Below are 23,557 nucleotides of genomic sequence, written 5' to 3'. Positions count from 1 at the left end.
GGTTTGGACTTTAGCAGTCCAAACCCTTTTTTATTTCTTCAGCTGATCTGCCATGCAGCGGAATCCAATGGTAGCATTTCGTTCAAAGCCGGATGAAACCCGTAGCAACTGTTGCTGGCGATGCAGTGGCTGAGGGCCCCCTTCCACATACCAGCTGCTGGAAGTAGGCCGGTAATACGAGCCGCCTTTCAGGATCAGATAGCGATAGGAACCGCTGACGTATTCCCCTGCCGTGAGCTCCCAGACTACCCCGGTCAGGTCTTCAATGCCCCAGGGATTGGCACCGTCGGGATGTGCGCCTACCGCTTCCAGTTGGCCATTACCCGGATTGCAGTGCGTACTGTCGTAGGTCATTCCCCAGGGCCAGTCGTTGCCCTCTCCGGTCTGAGCTGCATATTGCCATTCCGCCTCGGTGGGCAACCGTTTGCCAGCCCATGCTGCATAGGCCTGGGCATCTTCCAGACTTACATACACCACCGGGAAGTTTTCTTGTCCCTGCGGTATCTGTGCACCCGTCCAGTGTGCCAGGAAACGTGATGTATCCTGTGGCTGGTAATGGGTGGCCTGCAGGAATTGATTGAACTGACCGTTGGTGACCGGATGCGCATCCATGAAATAGGCCGGCATCTGCAACAAACCGCGATCGGCAGGTTCAGGGTAAGGTATGAAGTCGTACCCATGGGTGACTTTATAATGAAACGATCCGGCTGGTATGGATTTCATGCTCTTGTCGGTGGTTATGGCACGCTCAGGACTGGATGCCATTAACCGGGGAATACTGGGGGGTATAGACAGAATACTTTCATCCCGCAATTCTCCCTGGTCATCCAATAGCTGTACAATCAGTTTGCCTTCAAAAGTCCCCACCAGGTCATTCAGATGCCAGCTTTGGATTTTACCGGCCATGATTTCCTTTCTTACCGGTTGCCGTGACGATGAGGGGATAGTTTCCCACAGCAGGATGGTGCCCTTCCGGTCACTTGCCAGCTGTAATGAGTCTCCCTGCAAACGGACATCAAGGTGGGGCTTAAATCCGGCGATGAGGCCGGGCTGGCTTTCGTTATTGGTTCCCGCCCACTTTTTGGGATACGGGTCAATCTCGGCGTGGAGGTAGTGCTTTCCCATTATTGTATCAAACCGCATTTCTTCGTGATTCCACAGGTCCACCCAGTGCAGACCTGCATCTCCTTCCTGAAGCTGGATCAGCGGGCCCTGATATCCTTCGGGCAATAAAGAGAGGAGGGTATAGACCTTTTTGTCGTCATCACCCCAGCCATTCACCAATACCTGATCTTCGTAGGTGGTAATCAGCGGAGTAAAATTTTTCATGAACGTACTGCGATGCTGATCCAGGTGCCGGAGTATCTGATCCAAAAATGGAAAATAGGGTTCGATCCAGTCGGGATAGCCCGGCCTAAATGCATTGATCTCGATGCCATAACCATTAAATAATGACAAGGCATATTCCCTGCGGATGGGTTCGTAAGCCCATTCGGCAACCCGGTAAATAGCAAAGTCCGGACGGATAAATTTATTGAGGTTCAGCGCCGGCGGATAGTACAAGGCATTATGCACCCGGCCGGTGATGATCCCGGGCATATCTTTAGGGACAGCCATGCCCTCGCTAAACAGAACTACCCCAGGCTTGGCCCGGTCCACCGCATTTTGCAGCTCTATGCTGGCATTGCCGCGGGTATCCAGGATGACCCCGTCGATGTCCAGGGCGCGGGTCAGCGCTTCCAACCCGGCATAATGATCCTCTTTACGGGTGCTCTCATCCCACGGGTTGTAAGCGATGAAGACTTTGGTACCCAGAATGTGACAGGAATCAACGACTTCACGGAGCCGGGTAAGGCCGCCGGGTAAGGTCCTGAACATGTCGTATTGGTTGCGTTGATCCAGCCCCAGGGTAGGCCAGGTAGGCCAGATACCCAGCACGTCAATGCCGCCATAGGCTGGTTTTGCTTTTTTCAGGAAGTCCAGACAGGTATAACGATCGGAATCCGGGTCATAAAATTCTTTATCCCAGCTCATCATCAAATGGATCATGCCGACATCCCGGATCCAGGCCAGGTCCTGCCGTTGATAAAGGTGATCATCAAAGGCAGAATCCAGATCAAACAAATAGTGTTTTTGAAATACCTGCCGCATGCCATCCCGCCATCCTCCGGCATAAGGAACGGCATAGGCCTGATATGTAACCTTACCACCGGGGAAAAGATCGGTCTCAAAACGACGACGGGCAGCTGAAGTCCAGGATTTACGCCGGCAAAGAAATGCTACACCCTGATCCTTACCGACAGGTACATCGGCATAACCCATCTCCCAGGCATCATCGGGCAGGATGACCGGTACGGAGCTCTGACCCGGCCGGAATAACCGGGACCGCGACAACCAATGGTCTCCATACCCGGTAATATAATACCGGGTAGAATCTTCACCGGTCAGAACCAGGTTGCGGAGGGTCAGTGTATCCTTCCCGGTGTTGCGAATGATCAGGGTCACTTGCCCATAGCCATTTTTCGAGACCGGGCTGCGCAAGACACCCTGGAGGTCCGGGCTGCCGCCAACTTCCAAAACGGAGTCAACAGCGGATCCGGTGATCTGATGCAGAACACCATCCACCTCCACACTTGCCCAGGGTAATGGATGGTCAAAGGCCAGGCTCGAACCCGGCAATTTGATGCCGTTGAGATGGCCCTGACCGGTCGTCCAGAAAGTTTGGCTATACGTCCAATGAACCAGGAGTAATAGTGTGATGCCCCAATAATAACGCATGATGATTCTTTGGTCGTAAAATAGGTAAAATTGACTTCCTCCTGAAGCAAAGGATGTGGGAACAAGATCATGAGCCGGGGCAAAGCTGGAGGTCCTACCTTTTACCGCCTACATGTGCTTCATTTGCTACCTTTGTCTCCCGCAGGTAAGTTTATATGGGCGTAATCCAAAGGCAGGGTGCCAAACAAACCCTAATTAACCTGATCGCCGCAGGTATTGGCGGCATCAGTACCATTTTCATCTATCCACTGGATTTTGAGGTATATGGGATCATTTCATTTGTCCAGGCTACGGCCTTCCTGTTTTCCCCTTTTATTCTGCTGGGCGCTCAAAACCTGACTGTTCGTTATTTTCCGCAATTTAAGGGACAGGCCAGCCGGTACAGCTTCCTGACCTTGTTGCTTTTATTCGCCCTGGCCGGGACAATAGTGTTTTTGGTATTGGCCTATTTCTTCTATCCCTGGTATGAGCAATATATGACCGGGAAAAAAGATGATTTATTTATCCGGGCATTACCTTTTTTTATTCCTACGGCCATTTTTTTCAGCTTGGCCTCGATGATGACCCAGTATATTTCCAATTTTCACCGGATTGCGGTTCCCGGGATGATTAATAATCTGCACAAGTTATTTTATCCGCTTATTGTGCTGCTCTTTTATTTCAAGGCAATTTCGGTGACGGGTGCTGGTTATCTGATTGCCCTGAACTATTTTATGACACTATTTCTTCTGGTCGTCTATTTAGCCCGGCTGGGTGAATTGAAATTGTCACTGGACTTCAGCTTCCTGGACCGGCCGTTATTACGCGATATGGGAACATTCGCGTTTTACGGTGTTTTTGGCAGCCTGAGCGGATTGCTGATGTCCCGCATCGACACCTTTATGATCGGCAATTTAATCCGGGATGACAGCCTGAATGGCATCAGCAGTAACGCCAATTACCTGGCCTTTGTAATTCAGATCCCTTCCGCAGCACTCGGGGCGATAGCCGGACCAATACTGGCCGTTGCCATAAAAGCCGGTCGAATGGATGAAGTGGAACAACTCTATAAAAAATCATCCATTAATCTTTTTGCCATCGGATTATTGTTTTTTCTGTTGATCTGGAGCTGCATCGATGATGTGTTTCATGTGATGCCTAATTCCGATAAAGCAGCACTTGGTAAATATGTGGTATTTTTTATAGCCATATCCCGTCTGGTTGATATGCTGACCAGCGTAAATACCCACATTATTTCGTACTCCAGGTATTTCCGGTTTAATTTTTACACCATTGTACTATTATCGGTTTTGAATATCGGATTCAACCTGATATTTATTCCCAAATATGCTATTGTTGGTGCGGCTATTTCGACCTGCCTGTCCATTACATTGTATAATCTTATTAAACTGATCTACATCCGCTACCGGTTTCAGATGCAACCTTTTTCGCCTGGATTGATCAAAGTGATCGCAATTGGAATAGTGGGTTATCTGATTGGTTATTTTTTCCCGGATACCGGCATTCCGCTGCTTAATATTTTTCTGAAATGCTCGTTGATCGGTGGCCTGTATGTTTTTGCGGTCATGAAATGGAAAGTATCGGAAGACCTGACCTCTTTATTCTACCAGGGTCTGGATTGGGTACGCCATCCCGGTAAACTAATCCGCTAAGACTTCAGCGTACGGCTCTGAAAAATCACTTGATAATTCAGGTAGCGTCAGCCTTACTGATTAGCCTGTGACAATTTCGGATCATAGCTTAGGATATCATTTCGATCCTGGATGCGTGCATAAAATCCGTATCCTCCAAAGTTGTTCTCGAGTTTGAGCAGCAGTTTATTCCACCCCGCATGTAATGGCAGGTCAATGGTTGTTTGATCCGGCGCAGCCACACGAACTGCCAAAAACCGATGCAACAGGGTATCGTTCAGAAAGACCTTGATGCCATCATCACTGCCGAACATCATAGGCATCACCGTATCCCTGGGTGCATGGATAAACGTCTGGGCATAACAAATCACGAACTCGGAAGGTTTGACTTTTCGCCACAACTGCATGCCGTAACCGGCTGGTTCTCCGGGTAACAATTCCCAATGTACTTCCTGACCATTCTTACCCGTGTAAGAAGCTCGCGGGTCCCAGTTTTGCTCCGGAGGATAGACACTATCCAGGCCAAAACGCAAATCATCGTTGATCCTGGGATTGTCAAAAGGCCCGATGAATGCCCACGAAGGTATGTAATGTCGTACCGGTTCCAGCCGTATGGCATCCAGACCCAACCAAAGTGTATCTGTTTGTGAAGGATTGGCTAGGGTGAGACTTACTTCAGGTGCATTGGATATTGCCGGCACCACCCATTCCGGAAGTGGCAACAGATTATCGCGGTAGGTTTTCACGGCTAAAGGCTGGGCTCCGCCCCGTATAACCAAATCGCCTCCCTGGGGACTACCCGTCAGATACAGGGTGAGGTCATAGCCGGATTCTTTCAGGTTCGGCATCGAGAGCCGGGTCTCCTGGCCGGGAAGCAGGCCAAACCACAATTCGTGATCGTTGCTCCAGTCCGGACCAGCATCGCTGCGATCCACAATCCGGGGATTGTAAACCCCTGGCAGGATCATGGCCTCGCCTTCCAGCACCGGCCAGGCAACTTTCCGGGTTACCGCCTGCAGATGGCCGTCCGGTATTTCCGGAGCCGGCTGCCTGGTTGGGCCTTCCTGATACCAAAAAGCTACTGTAGCTATATCCGCTTCTTCATCGTTCACCTGACCGTGTTCCAGCTGGACCAGGAGGGATTTATCAAATGGAATCGCATCCCGTATGTGATGCCGGTAAGCTGAAATACGAGATGTCGCGTCGTCCTTCACCACCAGGCCATGAAAATCGGCGGCATACACACCATTGCGGAAATACCAGCCACTGTTCAGATAGTCCTCTATGCCCGTGCCATGCGTGGAAGGCCGGGGCTCTCCATCTACATAGATCTGTTCGTCGCCTTCGAGATAACCCAGGTCACTATGATAACTTTCTCCTGAATAGTGCAGGCCCGCAAAATAGCCTCTTCCCTGCATATCCAGGGCAGTATAAGGAATAGTATCCTGCGTCCGTACTTCCCGCTGCCACCGGGCATGGAAGGTGGTCAGATGCGATGGTACCTCTCTTAATTTACCCACATTGATGTGAAAATACAGTGCGTAAAGGGGATAGGAACTCCGGTTGATGATCTCGACACGTGCATGCTGGGAGAAGGGCATCGGAAAATAACAGTAATATCCCCCGCTGCTCATGCCGATGAACTGTGCGGTAAAATGTTCGTACCGGAAGGGGCTGCCAAAAAAGTCACCCACCGGAGACCAGACGGAAGGGTTTTGTTCTCCGTCCCAAAAGATGCGCAGGATGATATGCCGTAAGTAGTCCGGATCCCGGGAGTCAAAAGTAAACCACATGCGATTGATGAGACCCGGACCGGAAACATCTGCAATTATTGCCGTGTCACCAGCAGCCAGACTCCAGCGGTCATTGTTGCCTCCGGTCGTATCGTAACTGGAAATCTGATATTCATCACGAGTGCGTTCCACCCAGTAGGCCGCATCGTGTCCGGCAGGAAATATCAGCGGCTGATCCCGGCAACCCAGGATGATGATTCCGAAGATCACCCATAGTAAAGACTTTCGCATCATGCATAACGATCTAGGAATAAAGTTAAGGGGTTGGATGGTTCTGCGGTAATGGGGGGAAAGGTTTATGCATATCGTTTAACACAGGATGCGAAGATCAAGCCCTGTCGTTAATATTCCACATCCGATATCACAATCTTGAACTCCACCCTGCGATTGAGCTGCCTTCCCGATTCCACCGCATTGGAGGCTATGGGCTGCTGACTGCCATGGCCTACATAGGTCACCCGGCGTGGCTCGATGCCGTATTTGATCAGGTAATTGACCACTGCCTGGGCACGCTGAACCGACAGCTTCTGATTGTACACCGGATCCCCGGAGATATCGGTATGTCCGTGGATCTGGATCAGCCAGTCGGCGTGTTCACGCATCAGCTTCAGCAACTTATTCAGTTCGTGATAGGACGCGGGCAATAAGGTCGCCTCATCGTAATCGAAGTAGATGTTATTCAATGCATACAGCCGGTTGGTCTCGATGGGATCCGGCACCAACTGGGTTGAATCGGCCTTGATGACGGGATCGATTTTCCGGACGGAAACATCATCCAGGTAGTAATAAGCATAATTCAGAAAGCTCTCCCCACTGGTGGCTGTCCGGTCATCCGGGAAGAAGTTGCCTATGGTCAGGTATTTAGCGTCAACCTCAGCGCTAAACGTCTTCTGCAGTCGCAGCCAGCTGCCATCCTTTACAATAACCGCATCTTTCCAGACAACCTGTGGTTCTTCTTCCAGTAAGCTGGCTCCAACGTCAGAAATCTTCTCCTCCGAGAAATACCCTCCGATATTGCCGGCCCATAAGGAGCCTTTGAGGTGTCCGACCCACATCGTCACCTCATAAAGCTGCCCGGGAACCAGTGGTTCATTGAGCAATACCTGTATATATTCACGGCAATGAGGCTTACCATTGTAACAGCCATAGACGGTAATCCCAGCACAATAGGATCCGTCCTTGGCATACATGTTGCCAAAACCCTTCTCACGCCAATGCCTGGGGACGTTCAGCCCCGGTCCGTAGAGATCCGGCGATGCACTGGTAGGTGAACACCAGTTATTACTGCATTGCGTAAAATGGGTCCCCGTGTAGAACCATTCCAGTGGTCTGGTGTTGAGTTCTTCAAATGAAGGGTTAGGAATCAGGTTGGGATAGCGCAATGGTGGCTGGCTGTATAGCCAGTTAGCTATCCATAGGATACAGATTAAGATTGGTTGGCCGCGCATCGGAATCAAGTTCCAGTAAACAAATAACGAAGTCGAACTTCGCTTTCTTATACTCGGGGGATACGACGGGGGGAGGCTTTTTATAACTTTGCCTTGCCTTAAAGATAAACAAAAAATGAAAAAAGATTTCATCAAAAAATTACGACTCACAAAAATCAATGCAGGAAGCTGGACCGGGATGAAATCCAGCACATCCGATGATCATCTGGAATCCTATTCTCCCGTAGACGGGCAGCTGATTGGAAAAGTAAGCGTGACCAGTCGCAAAGATTACGATAAAATCATCCAGACTGCCGAGAAAGCTTTTGTTTACTGGAGGACAGTCCCCGCTCCCAAGCGCGGAGAGATCGTGCGGCAATACGGAGATGCTTTGCGCAGGCATAAAGAACATCTGGGTATGCTGGTCTCCTATGAAATGGGAAAGAGTTATCAGGAAGGTCTGGGAGAAGTACAGGAAATGATCGACATCTGTGATTTTGCAGTTGGCCTGTCCCGGCAACTCTACGGATTGTCCATGCATTCGGAGCGACCTGCACACCGCATGTACGAGCAATGGCATCCCCTCGGGATCGTGGGCATCGTGTCTGCGTTTAACTTCCCGGTGGCAGTATGGTCCTGGAATGCCATGATCGCCCTGGTCTGCGGCGATGTGGTCGTTTGGAAACCATCGGAAAAAGTACCACTCTGCGGCGTAGCCTGCCAGCTGATCTTTCAGGACATCCTCAAGGCCAATAAAATGCCGGAAGGCATTGTCAACCTGATCAACGGGGATTACCGGGTCGGGGAATACATGACGCATGACGAGCGGGTACCCTTGATTTCGGCCACCGGCAGCATCCGTATGGGCAAGATCGTCGGCACGGCGGTGGCTCAACGCCTGGGCCGCTCCTTACTGGAGCTGGGAGGTAACAATGCCATCATCATCACCCCAAGTTCGGACATGAAGCTGGTTCTTACCGGGGCCGTTTTCGGTGCCGTAGGTACTGCCGGGCAGCGGTGTACTTCAACGCGCCGGCTGATCATCCACGAATCCATCTACGAAGACGTAAAGAAGGCGTTGCGCAAAGCCTACCGGCAAATACGCATCGGCAATCCGCTGGATGCCTCCAATCACATGGGTCCGCTGATTGATACCGACGCAGTAGCCCTTTACGAAAATTCGCTGAAAGCCGTTAAGGAGCAGGGCGGTACCTTCCTGGTACGGGGTAAAGCGCTGACCGGAGAAGGGTATGACTCCGGATGTTATGTGAGCCCTTCGATCGCCGAGGTTACCAATGATCTGGCCATCGTACAGCACGAGACATTCGCGCCGTTGCTGTACCTGATCAAATATTCGACCATCGAGGAAGCCATTGCTTTGCAGAATGGCGTTCCACAGGGACTATCTTCGGCTATTATGACCACTAATTTGCGGGAGGCAGAGCTTTATCTCTCGACCGCCGGATCGGATTGTGGCATAGCCAATGTCAATATCGGCACGAGTGGCGCAGAGATCGGCGGAGCGTTTGGTGGTGAGAAGCAGACCGGTGGCGGACGGGAAAGTGGTTCCGACTCCTGGAAAGCCTACATGCGCCGGCAGACCAATACCATTAATTACAGCACGGAGCTGCCTTTAGCACAAGGGATCAAATTTGATTTTTAACCTTTGTGCTTCCGAAGATGATCAACACATACTGTCCGATTACCACCTATAAAATGGTATTTTCGGACCGTTAGACATTGACTTAAATTATCCTGATGAATCGTACAGAAGCAGAAGCCCTCTTGTTTTCGATGACTGAGACCGAAGCCCTGCGACGCCATATGCGCAGCGTAGAACTGGTCATGCGCAGACTGGCACAGCACTTTGGTGAAGATGAAGACCTCTTCGGTATTACCGGTTTGCTCCACGATGCAGATTATGAAAAGTGGCCGGAAAAGCACCCTAATCTGATCGTGGAAGAACTGCGCAAGCAGGGCGAGGATGAAATGGCTCACGCGATTGCCGGCCATTATACCAAGTGGAATGTGCCTCGCAACAGCCTGCTCGACAAATGCATTGTGGCCGCTGACGAGCTAACGGGATTTACGTATGCCGCCGCTTTGATCCGACCCACCAAGATTGATGGAATGGAGCCCAAATCCGTCATTAAAAAACTCAAGACCAAAGGCTTTGCGGCCAGTGTGGACCGCGATGAAGTGTATAAGGGTGCCGAGATGATCGGCATGGAGTTGCCGGATCTCATCAAAATGATCATCGAGGTCCTTACGGAGCATAAGGAAGAAATGGATTTGGAGTAAGCATTTGGATTGCCTGCCCGAAAATAATATGGATTGAAGTTTGATTAATAAAACGGTTCGCTAATTTATTTCCATGGACCGTTGGTCGTGATGTTTAATACCTTACCATTTAAATCGATTTTATACAATCCACCGGCACAGCCAATCCAATAATTACCTCTTCGGTCTTCCGTGATGCTCATGATGGGTTTGGGAACCGGGTAATTTTTAAATGCGTCATCATCGTATTGATAGACACCATGAGATAATGTTCCCAACCAAATCTTTCCCGACCGATCGCGATAAATTTCATAAACATCGTTGTCATTTATTCCTTCTATTCCGGGATAATGGATGAAATTTTTTCCGTCATATCGGGTGACCCCACCCGGTCCAAATCGTTTGTTTTCATCCGGGTCGTCTTTTTCCGCGACGCGGGATCCAAACCAAATAGTACCGTCTTTATCCTCGGCAATGGCTTGTACATTATTCGAATAAAGACCATCATCTTTGGTAAAATGAGCAAATGATTTCCCGTCGAATCGGGTAGCGCCATATCCGTCCAGGCCAAACCAAATGCCTCCCTGTGAATCCTCCCGGATGGCTGTTATCCAATTTTTCGTGTCCTCATTGATGGTTGTATTTACCAACGGTCTCGGAAAGGGAAAATCAACGAATTGTTCTCCGTCAAATTTACAAACGCCTCCCCAGGTCCCGACCCAAAAATTGCCCTGGCTGTCGATCAGTAAATTGCTCACCAGGTTATTACAAAGCTGATTGGCCGTCGTAAAATTGGTAAAAGCCTGGCCGTCGTATTTGGAAATACCTTCTCCGGTACCAAACCACATATTTCCAGCCTGGTCCTGAATAATACTGGTTATCCGGTTGCTTGGCAGGCCATCATCCATGGTCAGATAACCGAGTCTTTTTCCATCGTAACGGGCTACACCCTTACTTAATGTACCAAACCACAGATTCCCCTTCGCATCTTCAAAAGTTGCTACTACATAATCGGCGATTTGGGATCCGCCACCTGTTAGCTCATCACTTTCTTCATGCTCAGATGTCCGGCTGGGAGCACAACATAAAATGGTCATTGCAATCAGGATGTAGAGCATTCCAAAAATCTTGTTTACAGAATGAGTCATCATCAGTTATTTGTAGATCAGGTTAATATGAAATCCAATGGCATCCGAAATGGCTTCATCTTTAAGGAGGTGATTGTAGTTCACGCCCCAATCATTGCGGTCAATTTTGAATTTTGTATTTACTTCCTTTTTGCCGGGATCAAATTCTGCCCGGAAGCGGATCGATTTTGAAATATTCTTTATCGTCAGCACAGCATCTATTTCAGCATGTGTCTGATCGTTATAGTTTATTTGGGTGATAACCAATCTTGCCACCGGATATTCCTTGACATTAAAAAAGTCTTCGGATTTTAAATGGTCTACCAAGCTTTTATTTGCATCCTCAATTTTAATATCCGTGTTTGAAATGGAATTCATATCGATGATAAAATGACCTCCGGTAATTTGATCGTTTGTTTTTATTAACTGACCTTCCGTGAGGCTAATAAACCCCTCATGACCGCCAAAATAAAAGGTATATTCTCCCATCCATTTCAGGGAGCTTTTTTCGAGGTTGACACTTAGCGTTTCCTGAGCTTTGATACCTGCACCTACTACCACCATCCCGATGAGGGTATTGATCATTTTCTTCATGTGAATTTATTTTTGACAAACTAAACCCACTTTTTGCCGAATTGGTGTAAAGTACTTGTAAAACAGTGTAAACCGAATGTAAAACTGTAATGAGTAGGGAGTATTTAGTAGTTAGTATTCAGAAATAATAAATATTGCTACTGACTACTGATTACTGATTACTGATTACTGACTACTAAATCCTTTAAACCCCTATTTTGCCCAACTCAATACCTTCCGAGTAGGCGACCTCGATGCCCGCTTCGTTAAAGGCGTGTTTGATGCGCTGATAGGTTTCAAATGTGGCGGTCCAATAATCATCCGGAAGGATACACGGTCGTACACTGACGAGGATGTTGTGGCTGTCAAAAGACTCGATGCCGATAATGGGTGCAGGATCCTGAAGAATGACCGGAAAGTCAAGGAGCGCCTTCTCGATGGTTTCCCGCACTTTGGGAAAACTTTCCGAATATGCCATCGTGACCTTTAACTCAAGCCGGATGTAGTTTTTCATCGAGAAATTGGTGATGATGCTATCGGTCACTTTTCCGTTGGGCACAATGAGGGTTTTATTACCGGGTGTCACCAATAACGTGTTGAAGATCTCAATGCGTTCCACGCGGCCAAAGACATCCGAGATCTGCACCCAATCGCCTACTTTGTATGGTTTGAAAAAAATGATGGTCATGCCGGATGCAAAATTGCCAAGGAACCCCTGCAGTGCAAGCCCGATGGCGAAGACGATCCCAGCCAATACCCCAACGATGGAAGACACCTGGAAACCCAGCGTACCGGCTGCAAACAGGACCACAATAATTTTCAGGGCAATGCTGGCCATGGAGGTGAGAAACCCTTCCAGCTCTGGTGATATGAATGCCTTAGCTAACAGTCGATGAAGGACCACCAGTACTTTTTTGACCAGCCAGAAGCCGATCAGCAGGATGGCGATGGCCAATAAAAATTTGGGTGCTATATCCCAGATCCAGCCACCCAGATTATTGAGAAAATCATTCAACTTCGCTACGTTCATATGCAGGTATCAGTGGTAAAAGAGGTAAAAGAGGTAGCAGAGGTATCAGAAGTAAAAGAGGTATCAGAGGTATCAGAGGTGACAGAGGAGAATCTGAAATCCAGTATCATCATGCTGAAATCTGCTTTATTCTTCCTCCCAGTCGTAATCAACCAATCCCGTGCGTACGTATTCCTCGTACCGCTGCTGGTGGTAATCTGTCCACTGCTTGCGATAGGGTGAGTTGTTGACTTCCTGGTTGAAAGCAGACTGTGGTTGCTTTCCCTGCAGGGCATCGTAAAGCAGGTCCGTAAAATGCACTGGCAAGGTTACGTCTACCATAAAATCCGTCATGACCTGATGATGATCAAATTCGTCCATGGGTTCTACAATGGCGAAATCATCTTCATTGGCTTCGACGAAATCCAGGAATTCGACCCATTCGGAAGGTAAGTTATCGAAGAAGTGGTCATCGTCAGGCAGGAAGTTCAGATCACCGGTAGGCCGGTGTAAATAACATATCTTTCCGCCCTGTACTTCACGGGTTATTGTTTGAATGAGCTCATCATTCGGCTCAAAAGGCAACCTTTTCGTCACGAGAAAAAAAGGATTTAGAGGTTTAGATGTTAAGGGTATACTTCTGCTATCAATTCAATCTCGATGGCAATGTTCCGGGGCAATGAGCCCATGCCTACGGCTGATCTGGCATGCCGTCCATGTTCACCAAAAACATGAACCAGCAGGTCAGAACATCCATTCACTACTTCCGGCTGATTGCCAAAGTCCGGCGCACAATTGACCATGCCCAACACTTTCACAATGCGCTTGATCTTCTTAAGATCACCCACTTCAGCTTTCAGCGATGCTATCAACTGAATAGCAGCCAATTTAGCTGCTTCATAACCTTGCTCCTGGGTCAGGTCGACACCTACTTTCCCGGTTATGTATCCGCCATCCGGCGTGTTAGGCCCTTTCCCAGAGGTATAGACCAGATTGCCGACGCGTACGGTATTTACATAGTTCGCAACGGGCGCCCCTACTTCCGGGAGGGTGATGCCTAATTCCTGCAGTTTCGCTTCGGGGTTGTACGATGGATCCATGGTTTCCTGATTTTCGCTGGTGGCCGGCTGGGAAGTCGAAGGAGCTTCACATCCGGTTGCCAATATTAGGATAAAAAAAGCAAATGAATAAAAGACTTTCATAATTCAGTTGATTCTGCCGATGAAGATAAAAAATCATGAAATATTCCGGCCAAAGTTTATCCCTGCCGATTCTAAATATTCCCTGTCAGCCTGGGGAACGATCTGCTTTGCATGTGCAGGCTGAGAAAAATAACTACCTTTTGCTCCTTAAAACCCAGGACTATGTCTGATTCAATCCTGACCGCTGCGGCACTATACCATCACCTTGATAAGCCTGACTGGCGGGTATTTGACACCCGGTTTTCTCTGCCCGATCCTGCTGCCGGAGAGCAGGCTTACCTGAATGGCCACATCCCGGGAGCTATCTATGCCCATCTGGATCGTGATCTATCGCAACCGGTGATCCCGGGGGTTACCGGCAGACATCCCTTGCCGGACAAAAAAAATTGGGAAGAGACTCTGAATAAATGGGGTCTCAGCAAGGACATGCACCTTGTCGTATACGACGATCAGATTGGAGGTATCGCTGCACGGCTGTGGTGGATGCTGCGATGGTCAGGGTTCCCCAAGGTGATGGTCCTTGATGGTGGCTGGCAGTCCTGGGTGAATGGCGGATTTCCGGTGACCAAAGACATTGCGAAACCGGGTTTATCATCCTATACCCCGGATTATCACGACGAATGGCTGATACCAGCCCAGGAGGTGGATCGCTGGAGACAAGATCCGGCATTCTGTGTGGTGGACAGCCGGGAAGCTATCCGGTACCGTGGCGAACAGGAACCCATTGACCCGGTGGCCGGTCATGTACCGGGAGCAGTAAATCTGCCCTTCGGTGAAAACATGAGCGAAACCAAAGCCTGGAAATCAGCCCATACGCTGAAGGACCGTTTTGCCGTCATAGCCGATAAAGTACCTGCCGACCACACCGTCTTTTATTGCGGATCTGGTGTAACCGCATGTCACAACATTCTGGCTTATCACCAGGCCGGATTGGGTATGCCTTGCTTATATGCCGGATCATGGAGCCACTGGATTGCCGACCCATCGCGCCCGGTTGCATTAGGAGAAAATCCCTGATGTGGTTTTATTCCTTGTTTTCGTGACCTTTAGATCCTGACCGCCGGGTTCTTTTCACTTGCTTCACCGCGTCATTCACTTCATCCGTGGCTTTGATCAGTTCGTTCAATTGTTGCTTGCGCTGAGGATCCTCCTGCTTTGCGTCGGCTTTTTTGTTCGCTTTCGTTTCTTCAGCCAGCGGTTTACTCACTCCGTTGAATACAAATTGGCCATTCTGCGCATCGATGACCATGGCGGTTCCGGGCCCAGCCGTACCTCCCAGCACCTGCTTGGCCAGTTCGTTGACAAGTTCTTTCTGGATCACCCGTTTTAGTGGTCGTGCACCGAATTCGGGATCGTAACCCAGATCGGTGAGCAGATCCAGGGCCGCGGGAGTCAATTCCAGACTGATGCCTTGCTGACCCAGGTTCTTGCGGACGCCTTTCAGCAACAGTCCGGCAATTTGCTTGATCTCGTCTTTGGTTAAAGGAAGGAACATGATCTTTTCATCGATCCGGTTAAGAAATTCCGGCCGCAGATTTTCCTTCAGCTGGTTAAACACCTCCTCTTTGGTGGTCTCGATAATCTCCGCGCGATGATCCGCCCCGAGCGCATCGAGGTCCTCGAAGTTCTCCAGAATGACATCCGAGGCCATATTGGAGGTCATGATGATGATGGTATTCTTAAAGTTGGCTACGCGGCCTTTGTTATCGGTCAGCCGCCCGTCATCCAGGACCTGCAACAATATATTAAAGGTGTCCGGATGGGCTTTCTCGATCTCATCCATGAGGATAATGGAATAGGGTCGCCGGCGAACCGCTTCCGTAAGCTGTCCTCCTTCCTCGTAACCTACATACCCCGGAGGCGCGCCGACCAGGCGGGATGCTGCATGCTTCTCCTGGTATTCACTCATGTCGATACGGGTGATGGCACGTTCGTCATCAAAGAGCACCTCGGCCAGCGCCTTGGCGAGTTCAGTCTTTCCGACCCCGGTAGGGCCCAGAAATATAAATGAACCGATGGGACGATTGGGGTCCTGCATGCCAGCGCGACTTCTGCGCACGGCATCGGAAACAGCTCTTACCGCTTCTTTCTGACCGATGAGGCGCTCCCCGATCTTTTCTTCCAGATGCAGCAATTTTTCCTTCTCGCTCTGCAGCATTCGCTGAACCGGTATACCCGTCCAGCGAGCGACAACCTCTGCCACATCATTGGCGGTTACCTCTTCATTGGTAAATCGATCTTCTTCCGGAAGTGCGTTCAATAGCTTTTCCTTTTCAATCAATTCGGCTTTCAGCTTTTCGATCTCACCGTAGCGAATCTGGGCTACCTTGTCGAATTCAGCATTGCGCTCAGCCTTACTGGCTTCCTGCTCTTTTTCGTCAATTTGTTTTTTCAGGTTTTGGATGGCGTCGACCTGTTCTTTTTCATTGTGCCACTGGGAGCGCTTACTATTGGCTTTTTCGCGGGCATTGGCCAGCTGTTCCGAGATTTGTTTCAGCTTAACCTGATTGTTCTCCCGCTTGATGGCCTCCCGTTCGATCTCCAACTGCTGAACGCGTCGATCCAATTCATCGATTTCGTCCGGCACGGAGTCCAGTTCGAGGCGGAGCTTGGCCGCAGCCTCATCGATCAGATCCAAGGCCTTGTCGGGCAATCTTCGGTCGGTGATGTACCGGCTGGACAGCTCTGCGGCGGCCACCAGTGCTTCATCCAGGATGTCGATTTTGTGGTAAACTTCGAATTTTTCCTGGACTCCCCGGAGGATCGAAATGGTATCTGCCACACTGGGTTCATCGACGTAAACGGTCTGAAAACGCCTCACCAGTGCCTTATCCTGTTCAAAATACTTCTGGAATTCATCCGGTGTGGTCGCACCAATAACCCGGAGTTCACCACGGGCCAGCGCCGGCTTCAGGATATTGGCTGCATCCAGTGCTCCATTGCCTCCTCCGGTGCCGATCAGGGTATGGATCTCATCAATGAACAGGATAACCTCTCCCTGGGAAGCATTTACTTCATCGATGACTCCTTTCAACCGCTCTTCAAACTCACCTTTAAATTTTGCCCCGGCAACCAATCCCGCCATGTCCAGGGTGAGGATGCGTTTCTTACGCAGATTTTCAGGTACATCTTTTTTGACTATGCGCCAGGCGATTCCCTCTACGATGGCTGTCTTTCCGACCCCTGCGTCACCCACCAGAATGGGATTGTTCTTACTCCTTCGGGACAGGATCTGCAGGATACGACGGATCTCATCATCCCGCCCGATGATCGGGTCCAGGTCACCATTGGCAGCCCGGTCGTTGAGATTGATCGTGTATTTTTTCAGTGCGTTGTATTGATTATCCACATTGGGGTCATCTACCTTCCGGCCCTGCCGAAGTTCACGGATGGCTTCTTTCATGGCTGTCTCGGTGGCTCCCAGTCCCTGCAACAGACTCGCTGCCTTGTCCTTCCCCTGGAGGATACCCAGCAGGATCAGCTCAACGGAGATGTATTCATCCCCGAAGATGGGCATCATTTTTTTAGCCCGGGCCAGAGCTGCATTCGCATCACTGCTCAGAAATTGTTTATTGGCGCCTTCAGAACGAGGATAGTTGCGGATGGCCTGATCCAGGATGGTCCGCAGCTGGTCCATATCAACGTGCATCTTTTGCAGCAGAAAGGAGCTGATGCTCTCCTCCGAATTCATGATACCCAATAACAAATGGGTGGTGTCAACCTGCTGCTGATGCAGGGTGCCGGCCAGCTTCTGTCCCTCCAGAATGCACTCCTGCGCTTTTATGGTAAAATCATCGTAGGTCATAAATCTTCTTTCGTTAGGTGTCCAAAATTAGCACAATTGCCTTTTTAATTCATGGCACTGGTCTTACCTCCAGTCAACGACAAGCAATTCCTTCTGATTATTGACGCAATATCCGGCCGACAGGATACAAACGGAATGTTTTTTCGTAGTAGGGCGAATGCTGATAGACGAAATTCAGCTGTGCCCGGGCATTGGCTGCAAAATCAGCGTCTGCCTGCTTCTTAGCTTCGAATTCAGCAGCAAGCTGCGGGTCCTTTGCCAATAAATCTGCTGCCGTGTCTTCAAAGACGTAACTTGAGAAATATTCTTTCTGCCCCAGGATCGCGTCAAAATAGTTCCACGCAAAATAAGAGTCAGTGGCTTCCGGTTCCAGGGTCTCTATGATAAATCGCACTGCCGGTTGGTCGGTAGGGATCACATAATCGCCCTTGTGATAGTTCCATGATCTTGTTTGCGCCAGGACAGCAACCTTCGTATGCAGGTAGTGGCCTTCATAGGGATTGGAAGGAGAGCGGAAATCGGTGATGGAATACATCTCCAGTTCGAGAGTGGTGTCCGCAGTCAACTGTCGCATTTGAACACCATTCCAGCGCAGGCGGTCAATGATGTCATCGTAGGCCTGCGGTAGGAGGTATGCTTCCGGACGATGTATGGTCCTGGAAGGAATGTAAGTATTGTAAAATGGGATGTATTTCCGGTAAGGTTTGCTGTGGTCGTAATACATCCGTTTCTGGCCGGTGACGAGACTGGGTTTATAGGTTGCTTCATAACCGGAAAAAAGTATTGAATCCTTTTGATTCAGATCCAGTTCCCAGGCTACCGGAAAATCCTGTTGTTCACGTGCAAGTTGCTTTGCTTCCTCACGCAATGCCCGGATTTTACTCCCTTGTTCCGTAAGGATCTCCAATAAATGCATCTCCAGGGAATAGGCACCCCGAACACGCTGGGCAAAGGTCTTCAGCATATGGGCTTCAGAGATCATGGCAATGGTGTGATGTAATGCCGCATATCCGGAGCCAAACCGGGGGCTCTCAAAAAAAGCAAATATGCCCTGGTCCGGCGTATTTTCAACATTCACATAGGGAACCGCGGGATAACCGGAAGCAGTGAGCCGGCGGTAGATCTCCGGAAAGAACTCCTTACGCATATAATCTCCCAAAGGAGGCGAAGCCTTGTCTTTCTGGGACTCCACAATGGTCATAATGTATGGATAGTCGGCGCCATTGGTCGTATGATTATCCAGAAACACGTCCGGGTCCCATTTGCAGAACAACTGCTGGAAGCTCTGTGCATTTTTTGAATCGCTTTTGATAAAGTCGCGGTTCAGATCCAGGTTCCTGGCATTACCCCTGAAACCATGTTCTGCCGGTCCGTTTTGATTGGCACGACTGAAAGCGTCCCGGTTGAGAGCACCGCCAATGTTGTAAAACGGTATCAGGACCACAACTACGTTCTGCCACAGGCCTGGATCGATCTTGCCTTCCAGTAAATCCCGTACAAACATCATGGAAGCATCCACTCCACAGGGTTCGCCGGCATGGATCCCGTTATTGATGAAGAGGATCAGCTTGTTCTGCTGACGAAGGATACCCGGATCAAAAACGCCATTGGCAGAGAGGATGATCTCGTGCAAAGGAAACCCACTGTCGGTCATACCGAATGGTTGCATGCGGATCTGGTCCGCTGTGCCCGCCAGCTGCTGGTAATAATCAATCACTTCAGCATAGGTGGCTGAATAATTGGTGTCACGCTCAAAAGGAGTTTGTCTTACATTCTGAGCCGGCAAAGCCCAGGTTGACAGGATAAATACTACAGGCAGAAATTTGCTGAACCAACAAACCATAATCAGGAATTTACTGTATTCGTATATTAGAGGATGGATGTAAAAGTAAAGGTTTAAGCAATCTTTAACGTCAGATCTATGCTTTCCAGTAAACGTCTTGACCTTAACAATAGTTAAAATAAGTACAGCCAAAAAAGTTGAACACCATGAATAGACTTTTCATTGGGGTGAGTTTTGCACTTATCCTGACCGCACAAACTGCCCAGGCACAGTACTTTGGCCGTAATAAACCCGTGTATCAGAACTTTGATTTCAAAGTCATCGAAACTCCCCATTTTGACATATACTCCTATTTGAAGGACCGCAATGAGATAAACCGGCTCAGCGAATGGTCTGAATTGTGGTACAGCATGCACCAGGAAGTGCTGCGGGATACATTCACCGAAAAAAATCCGATCCTGTTTTACAACGATCACTCGGATTTCCAGCAGACCAATGCCATCTCAGGTTCGATCGGCATCGGTACCGGCGGGGTCACGGAAGCTTTGAAAAACCGGGTGGTCATGCCGCTGACCATGACCAACCAACAGACCAACCACGTGCTGGGCCATGAGATGGTTCATGCATTCCAGTATCATATGATCCTCACCGGTGATTCGACTAACCTGGCCAGCCTGCAGAACCTGCCATTGTGGATGGTGGAAGGTATGGCCGAATACATGTCCCTCGGTCGTTATGATGCCAACACGGCAATGTGGATGCGGGACGTTGTCCTTAATAACAAGGTACCCACCCTGAAAGATCTTTTTAATCCGGAATTCTTCCCCTACCGTTACGGTCAGGCATTCTGGGCTTTTTTCTCCGGACTTTACGGGGACGAAATGATCAAGCCCTTTTTTGTAGCCACGGCCAAATACGGACTACCCGTTGCGGTACAATCGGTACTTCATACCAATTTCGAAACCCTGAGCAACCAGTTTAAAACCGCTCTGGAAACGTATTATACACCCCTGCTGGCCGACAAAAAAGAAGCAAGCTTCGGACGAAAGATTGTCACGGAAGATAACGGAGGGGAGATGAACATCTCGCCGGTCGTGAGCCCGAATGGCCGTTACGTCATTTTCTTATCCGAAAAAGAACTGATCACCACCGACCTGTACCTGGCCGATACCAAAGATGGCAAGATCATCCGCAAAGTGTCCAGCCGTGTCAAGGACGGACACCTGGATAACATTGACTACCTGGAGTCTTCCGGTACCTGGTCCCCTGACTCCAAAAGATTCGCATTTGTTGCTTTCAAGAAAGGAAGGAACATCCTCGTGATCAAGGATGTCAGCAATGGTCGGACCGTCGAGGAGATCGCTCCGAAAAATTTACAGGCTTTTGCCAATCCAACCTGGTCACCCAATGGACGCAGCATTGTCGTTGCCGGGTTGTCGGAAGGTAAATCCGATCTATACCAGATTGATATTAGGACCAAGCGGCTGACGCAGCTCACCGATGACCTGTACAGTCAGATCCAGCCCAGTTGGTCGGAGGACGGTAGCAAGCTGGTCTTTGCAACCGACAAAATGGCGATTGATGATGGCCGCGTGCGTGGAAAATACACCATGAATATTGCCGTTATGGATATGGAAAGCAAGGAAATCACCCAATACGATTTCTTCCATGGAGCGGATAACCTCAATCCTGAATTTGACGGTCAGGGAAATATTTATTTCTTATCCGACCACGACGGCTTTCGCAACCTGTATTATTACAAAGTACCAGAAGACAAGGTATTCAGGATGACCGATTATCTCGTCGGTATCAGCGGTATAACCTCATATTCTCCGGCCATTTCTGTCTCCAAGAAAAGAGATGAAGTCTATTACTCCAATTATCTGGACGGTAAATACATCATCAACCGGGCGCAGAAGGAGGACTTCCTGATGGAAGAAGCAGACCCTAATGCCATCGACTATACGGCAGCCACCCTGCCGGTCATAGGTCTGAGTAAAACCGATCAGGTGAACTCGAATCTGGACTTTATGGAAAACCGTCCGGCGCCGCCAGTAAAGGAGTTCAAACAGATCGCATACAAACCCAAATTCCAGCTGGATTATATCGGCGGCAGCAGCGGAGTAGGTGTAGGGACCAGTAATGCCTATGGTACCCAGACCGGTCTGGCGGGAGGTATTGATATGTTGTTCAGTGACATCCTGGGCAACAATCAACTCTACACCGGGGTCTCCCTCAATGGTGAGATCTACGACGTTGCCGGCGTATTCCAGTACATCAACCGAAAACATCGCTTAGCCTGGGGGATGACCTTATCGCATATCCCCTACCGCACCGGTTATGCCAGCTATGCCGGCGTGGATTCGTTGCGGTATGGTAACGGGTACATCCTTGCCGACCGTGTTGAGCTGAATCTGTTGCGCATCTTCGAAGACGGAACTTCCGCTTTTTTCCATTATCCGTTTTCTTCAACCATGCGAGTAGAAGGTAGCATCGGTACGTCGTACCGGTATTTTCGATGGGACCAGTACCACAACTATTACGACGGTTTCGGTCAGCTCATCTATCAGGAGCGTGAAAGGCAAAAGCTCGAGGGCGACCTGAACCTGGGAGGATATATCATCCGCAAAACATTCATGCATAATGCAAATGTGGCATTGGTGGGAGACAACTCCTATTTCGGCCTCACTTCTCCCCTGGCTGGATACCGCTACCGGATTGGTGCAGAGAAATATTTCGGTGGGTATGACTTTTATACAACCCTCATCGACGTGCGAAAATACATACGGGTCAATCCGGTTACCTTTGCCTTCAGGGCGATGCAATATTCGCGCTTCGGCGTGGATGCCAATGCATTCTATCCGCTCTTTATCGGTGAAATGGGTCTTGTCCACGGTTATCGCTACGGATTGCGTGATGAGATCGAACAGCGCTATGGCATCAACTTCAATCAGCTCAGCGGAAGTAAAATGGCGATGGTCAACTTTGAGACACGATTGCCATTTACCGGACCAGAGCGCCTGTCCCTGATCAAGTCAAAGGCATTGTTCACCGAGCTGAACTACTTCATCGATGGCGGTGTGGCTTTTGACAGTTTCTCGGAATTCAAAGATCCTGCCGAGGGTCCATTAACCACTAAACCGGCAGTGGTCTTCAGTACCGGTTTGGGATTACGGATCAATGTTTTCGGTGCTTTGATCGTGGAACCCTATCTGGCCTTCCCCATTCAGAAGAACACCAAAGGTAGTTTTGGAATAAATCTGGTGCCGGGGTGGTAGGTTCCTGGAATAAATTGATGGTCCTGTGGGGTTTGATCTTGTCAATATGGCAACTGCATTGTCAATTGACGACTCCGGTTATTGGTGCTCCTCTCCCCTATGAAACCGGTGAACCGGATGCAACCTATCAGCTTCCGGGTATATTGAGGGAAATATCCGGACTGGCATGGTACGACGATACTTTATGGGCCATTCAGGATGAGGATGGGTTGTTGTTTAAAATGGTTCCGCAGGATCAGGAAATTAATATTACCAACTTTCAGTTTGGCCCCAAGGACGATTATGAGGCGCTGGAGTGGATGGATGGTTATTGCTACGTGGTGACCAGCGAAGCGAAATTGTGGCAAATTGATCCAAAAAACAAAACCTCCCGGCGGTTACCATCATTCTGGGGTAAAAAGCACAATGTGGAAGGTTTGACGGTTACCGAAGATGGCCATGGATTATGGGTGGCGGCAAAAGAAGACCAGCATGATGAAGAGCGTGCAGTGATCGCCATTGATCCCAATAACCTGGACGCCTCCTCGAAGTCCCGCTTTTCTATCAGCGATGACAAGATCAGGTCATTTATCAAGGCACAGAATAATACCGGACTCAAGGTGCCTGACAAGATCGACTTCCATTCATCATCGATTGCCCTCAACCCGCTTACAGGTGAACTTTTTGTCCTTTCTTCTCCGGAGCCACAATTGCTGGTACTGGACCCTAAAGGCAAAATCAAAAGCTGGCAACGGTTGTCATCCTTGCTTTATCCTCAACCGGAGTCGATGTGTTTTGCTCCGGACGGAACCTTGTACATCGCCAACGAAGGCAAACACGGCGCGGCAACCCTGTTGGTTTTCCACCCAAAAAAATCCTGACCGGTCCCAGA

At 49.4% G+C, this 23,557-nt stretch carries 16 protein-coding genes; 6 read left to right on the top strand and 10 right to left on the bottom strand.

From position 1 onward, the window contains the following. Positions 1-30: 30 nt before the first annotated feature. A complete protein-coding gene (locus H6570_21450) occupies positions 31-2,778 on the bottom strand; it encodes an SUMF1/EgtB/PvdO family nonheme iron enzyme (protein MCB9321861.1) in 2,748 nt (915 codons plus the stop codon). A 155-nt stretch (positions 2,779-2,933) separates the two neighbouring features. Between H6570_21450 and H6570_21445 the strand changes: the two genes are divergently transcribed. After that, positions 2,934-4,430, top strand: a complete 1,497-nt coding sequence (locus H6570_21445; protein MCB9321860.1) for a polysaccharide biosynthesis C-terminal domain-containing protein — start codon at positions 2,934-2,936, stop codon at positions 4,428-4,430. A gap of 53 nt (positions 4,431-4,483) precedes the next feature. Here H6570_21445 and H6570_21440 read toward each other — a convergent pair whose 3' ends face one another. Both H6570_21440 and H6570_21435 read right to left on the bottom strand, forming a co-directional pair. Next, positions 4,484-6,436 (bottom strand): DUF2961 domain-containing protein, encoded by a 1,953-nt coding sequence (locus H6570_21440; GenBank protein MCB9321859.1) that lies wholly within the window; start codon positions 6,434-6,436, stop codon positions 4,484-4,486. Between the two features lie 107 nt (positions 6,437-6,543). Then, positions 6,544-7,650, bottom strand: a complete 1,107-nt coding sequence (locus H6570_21435; protein MCB9321858.1) for an OmpA family protein — start codon at positions 7,648-7,650, stop codon at positions 6,544-6,546. Positions 7,651-7,765: 115 nt separating this feature from the next. On the opposite strand from H6570_21435, the gene H6570_21430 reads away from it, so the two are divergent. After that, positions 7,766-9,292 (top strand): aldehyde dehydrogenase family protein, encoded by a 1,527-nt coding sequence (locus H6570_21430; GenBank protein MCB9321857.1) that lies wholly within the window; start codon positions 7,766-7,768, stop codon positions 9,290-9,292. A gap of 95 nt (positions 9,293-9,387) precedes the next feature. Next, the gene (locus tag H6570_21425) at positions 9,388-9,930 is read left to right on the top strand and encodes an HD domain-containing protein (protein MCB9321856.1); all 543 of its coding nucleotides are present in this window, start codon (positions 9,388-9,390) and stop codon (positions 9,928-9,930) included. Positions 9,931-9,995: 65 nt separating this feature from the next. On the opposite strand, the gene H6570_21420 is transcribed toward H6570_21425, so the two are convergent. The 5 genes from H6570_21420 to H6570_21400 form a co-directional block, all read right to left on the bottom strand. Further along, positions 9,996-11,057, bottom strand: a complete 1,062-nt coding sequence (locus tag H6570_21420; protein MCB9321855.1) for a hypothetical protein — start codon at positions 11,055-11,057, stop codon at positions 9,996-9,998. A 6-nt stretch (positions 11,058-11,063) separates the two neighbouring features. Next, complete coding sequence (locus H6570_21415; protein MCB9321854.1) at positions 11,064-11,630, bottom strand: YceI family protein; 567 nt, start codon at positions 11,628-11,630, stop codon at positions 11,064-11,066. Between the two features lie 184 nt (positions 11,631-11,814). Continuing rightward, positions 11,815-12,639, bottom strand: coding sequence for a mechanosensitive ion channel (locus tag H6570_21410; GenBank protein MCB9321853.1), 825 nt, complete (start codon positions 12,637-12,639; stop codon positions 11,815-11,817). A gap of 126 nt (positions 12,640-12,765) precedes the next feature. Then, positions 12,766-13,215, bottom strand: a complete 450-nt coding sequence (locus H6570_21405; GenBank protein ID MCB9321852.1) for a hypothetical protein — start codon at positions 13,213-13,215, stop codon at positions 12,766-12,768. Between the two features lie 29 nt (positions 13,216-13,244). Further along, positions 13,245-13,820 carry a RidA family protein gene (locus tag H6570_21400; GenBank protein ID MCB9321851.1) on the bottom strand — a complete coding sequence of 192 codons (576 nt, stop codon included), beginning with the start codon at positions 13,818-13,820 and terminating at the stop codon, positions 13,245-13,247. Positions 13,821-13,982: 162 nt separating this feature from the next. Here H6570_21400 and H6570_21395 point away from each other — a divergent pair, with 162 nt between their 5' ends. Further along, a complete protein-coding gene (locus H6570_21395; GenBank protein ID MCB9321850.1) occupies positions 13,983-14,837 on the top strand; it encodes a sulfurtransferase in 855 nt (284 codons plus the stop codon). A gap of 7 nt (positions 14,838-14,844) precedes the next feature. Here H6570_21395 and H6570_21390 read toward each other — a convergent pair whose 3' ends face one another. Together H6570_21390 and H6570_21385 are read right to left on the bottom strand one after the other, a co-directional pair. After that, the gene (locus H6570_21390; protein ID MCB9321849.1) at positions 14,845-17,625 is read right to left on the bottom strand and encodes an AAA family ATPase; all 2,781 of its coding nucleotides are present in this window, start codon (positions 17,623-17,625) and stop codon (positions 14,845-14,847) included. A gap of 97 nt (positions 17,626-17,722) precedes the next feature. Beyond that, positions 17,723-19,468: a M14 family metallopeptidase gene (locus tag H6570_21385; GenBank protein ID MCB9321848.1), complete on the bottom strand. Its 1,746-nt coding sequence runs from the start codon at positions 19,466-19,468 to the stop codon at positions 17,723-17,725. 146 nt (positions 19,469-19,614) lie between these two features. Between H6570_21385 and H6570_21380 the strand changes: the two genes are divergently transcribed. Further along, positions 19,615-22,686 (top strand): PD40 domain-containing protein, encoded by a 3,072-nt coding sequence (locus H6570_21380; protein ID MCB9321847.1) that lies wholly within the window; start codon positions 19,615-19,617, stop codon positions 22,684-22,686. Next, complete coding sequence (locus tag H6570_21375; GenBank protein ID MCB9321846.1) at positions 22,680-23,546, top strand: SdiA-regulated domain-containing protein; 867 nt, start codon at positions 22,680-22,682, stop codon at positions 23,544-23,546. Before H6570_21380 ends, H6570_21375 begins: the two co-directional genes overlap by 7 nt. The last annotated feature ends 11 nt before the right edge of the window (positions 23,547-23,557 follow it).

The sequence above is a fragment of the Lewinellaceae bacterium genome (genome assembly GCA_020636135.1).
Taxonomy (GTDB): domain Bacteria; phylum Bacteroidota; class Bacteroidia; order Chitinophagales; family Saprospiraceae; genus JAGQXC01.
The sequence above is the reverse complement of the archived record's forward strand: the minus strand, read 5'-3'. Positions and strand labels throughout refer to the sequence as shown.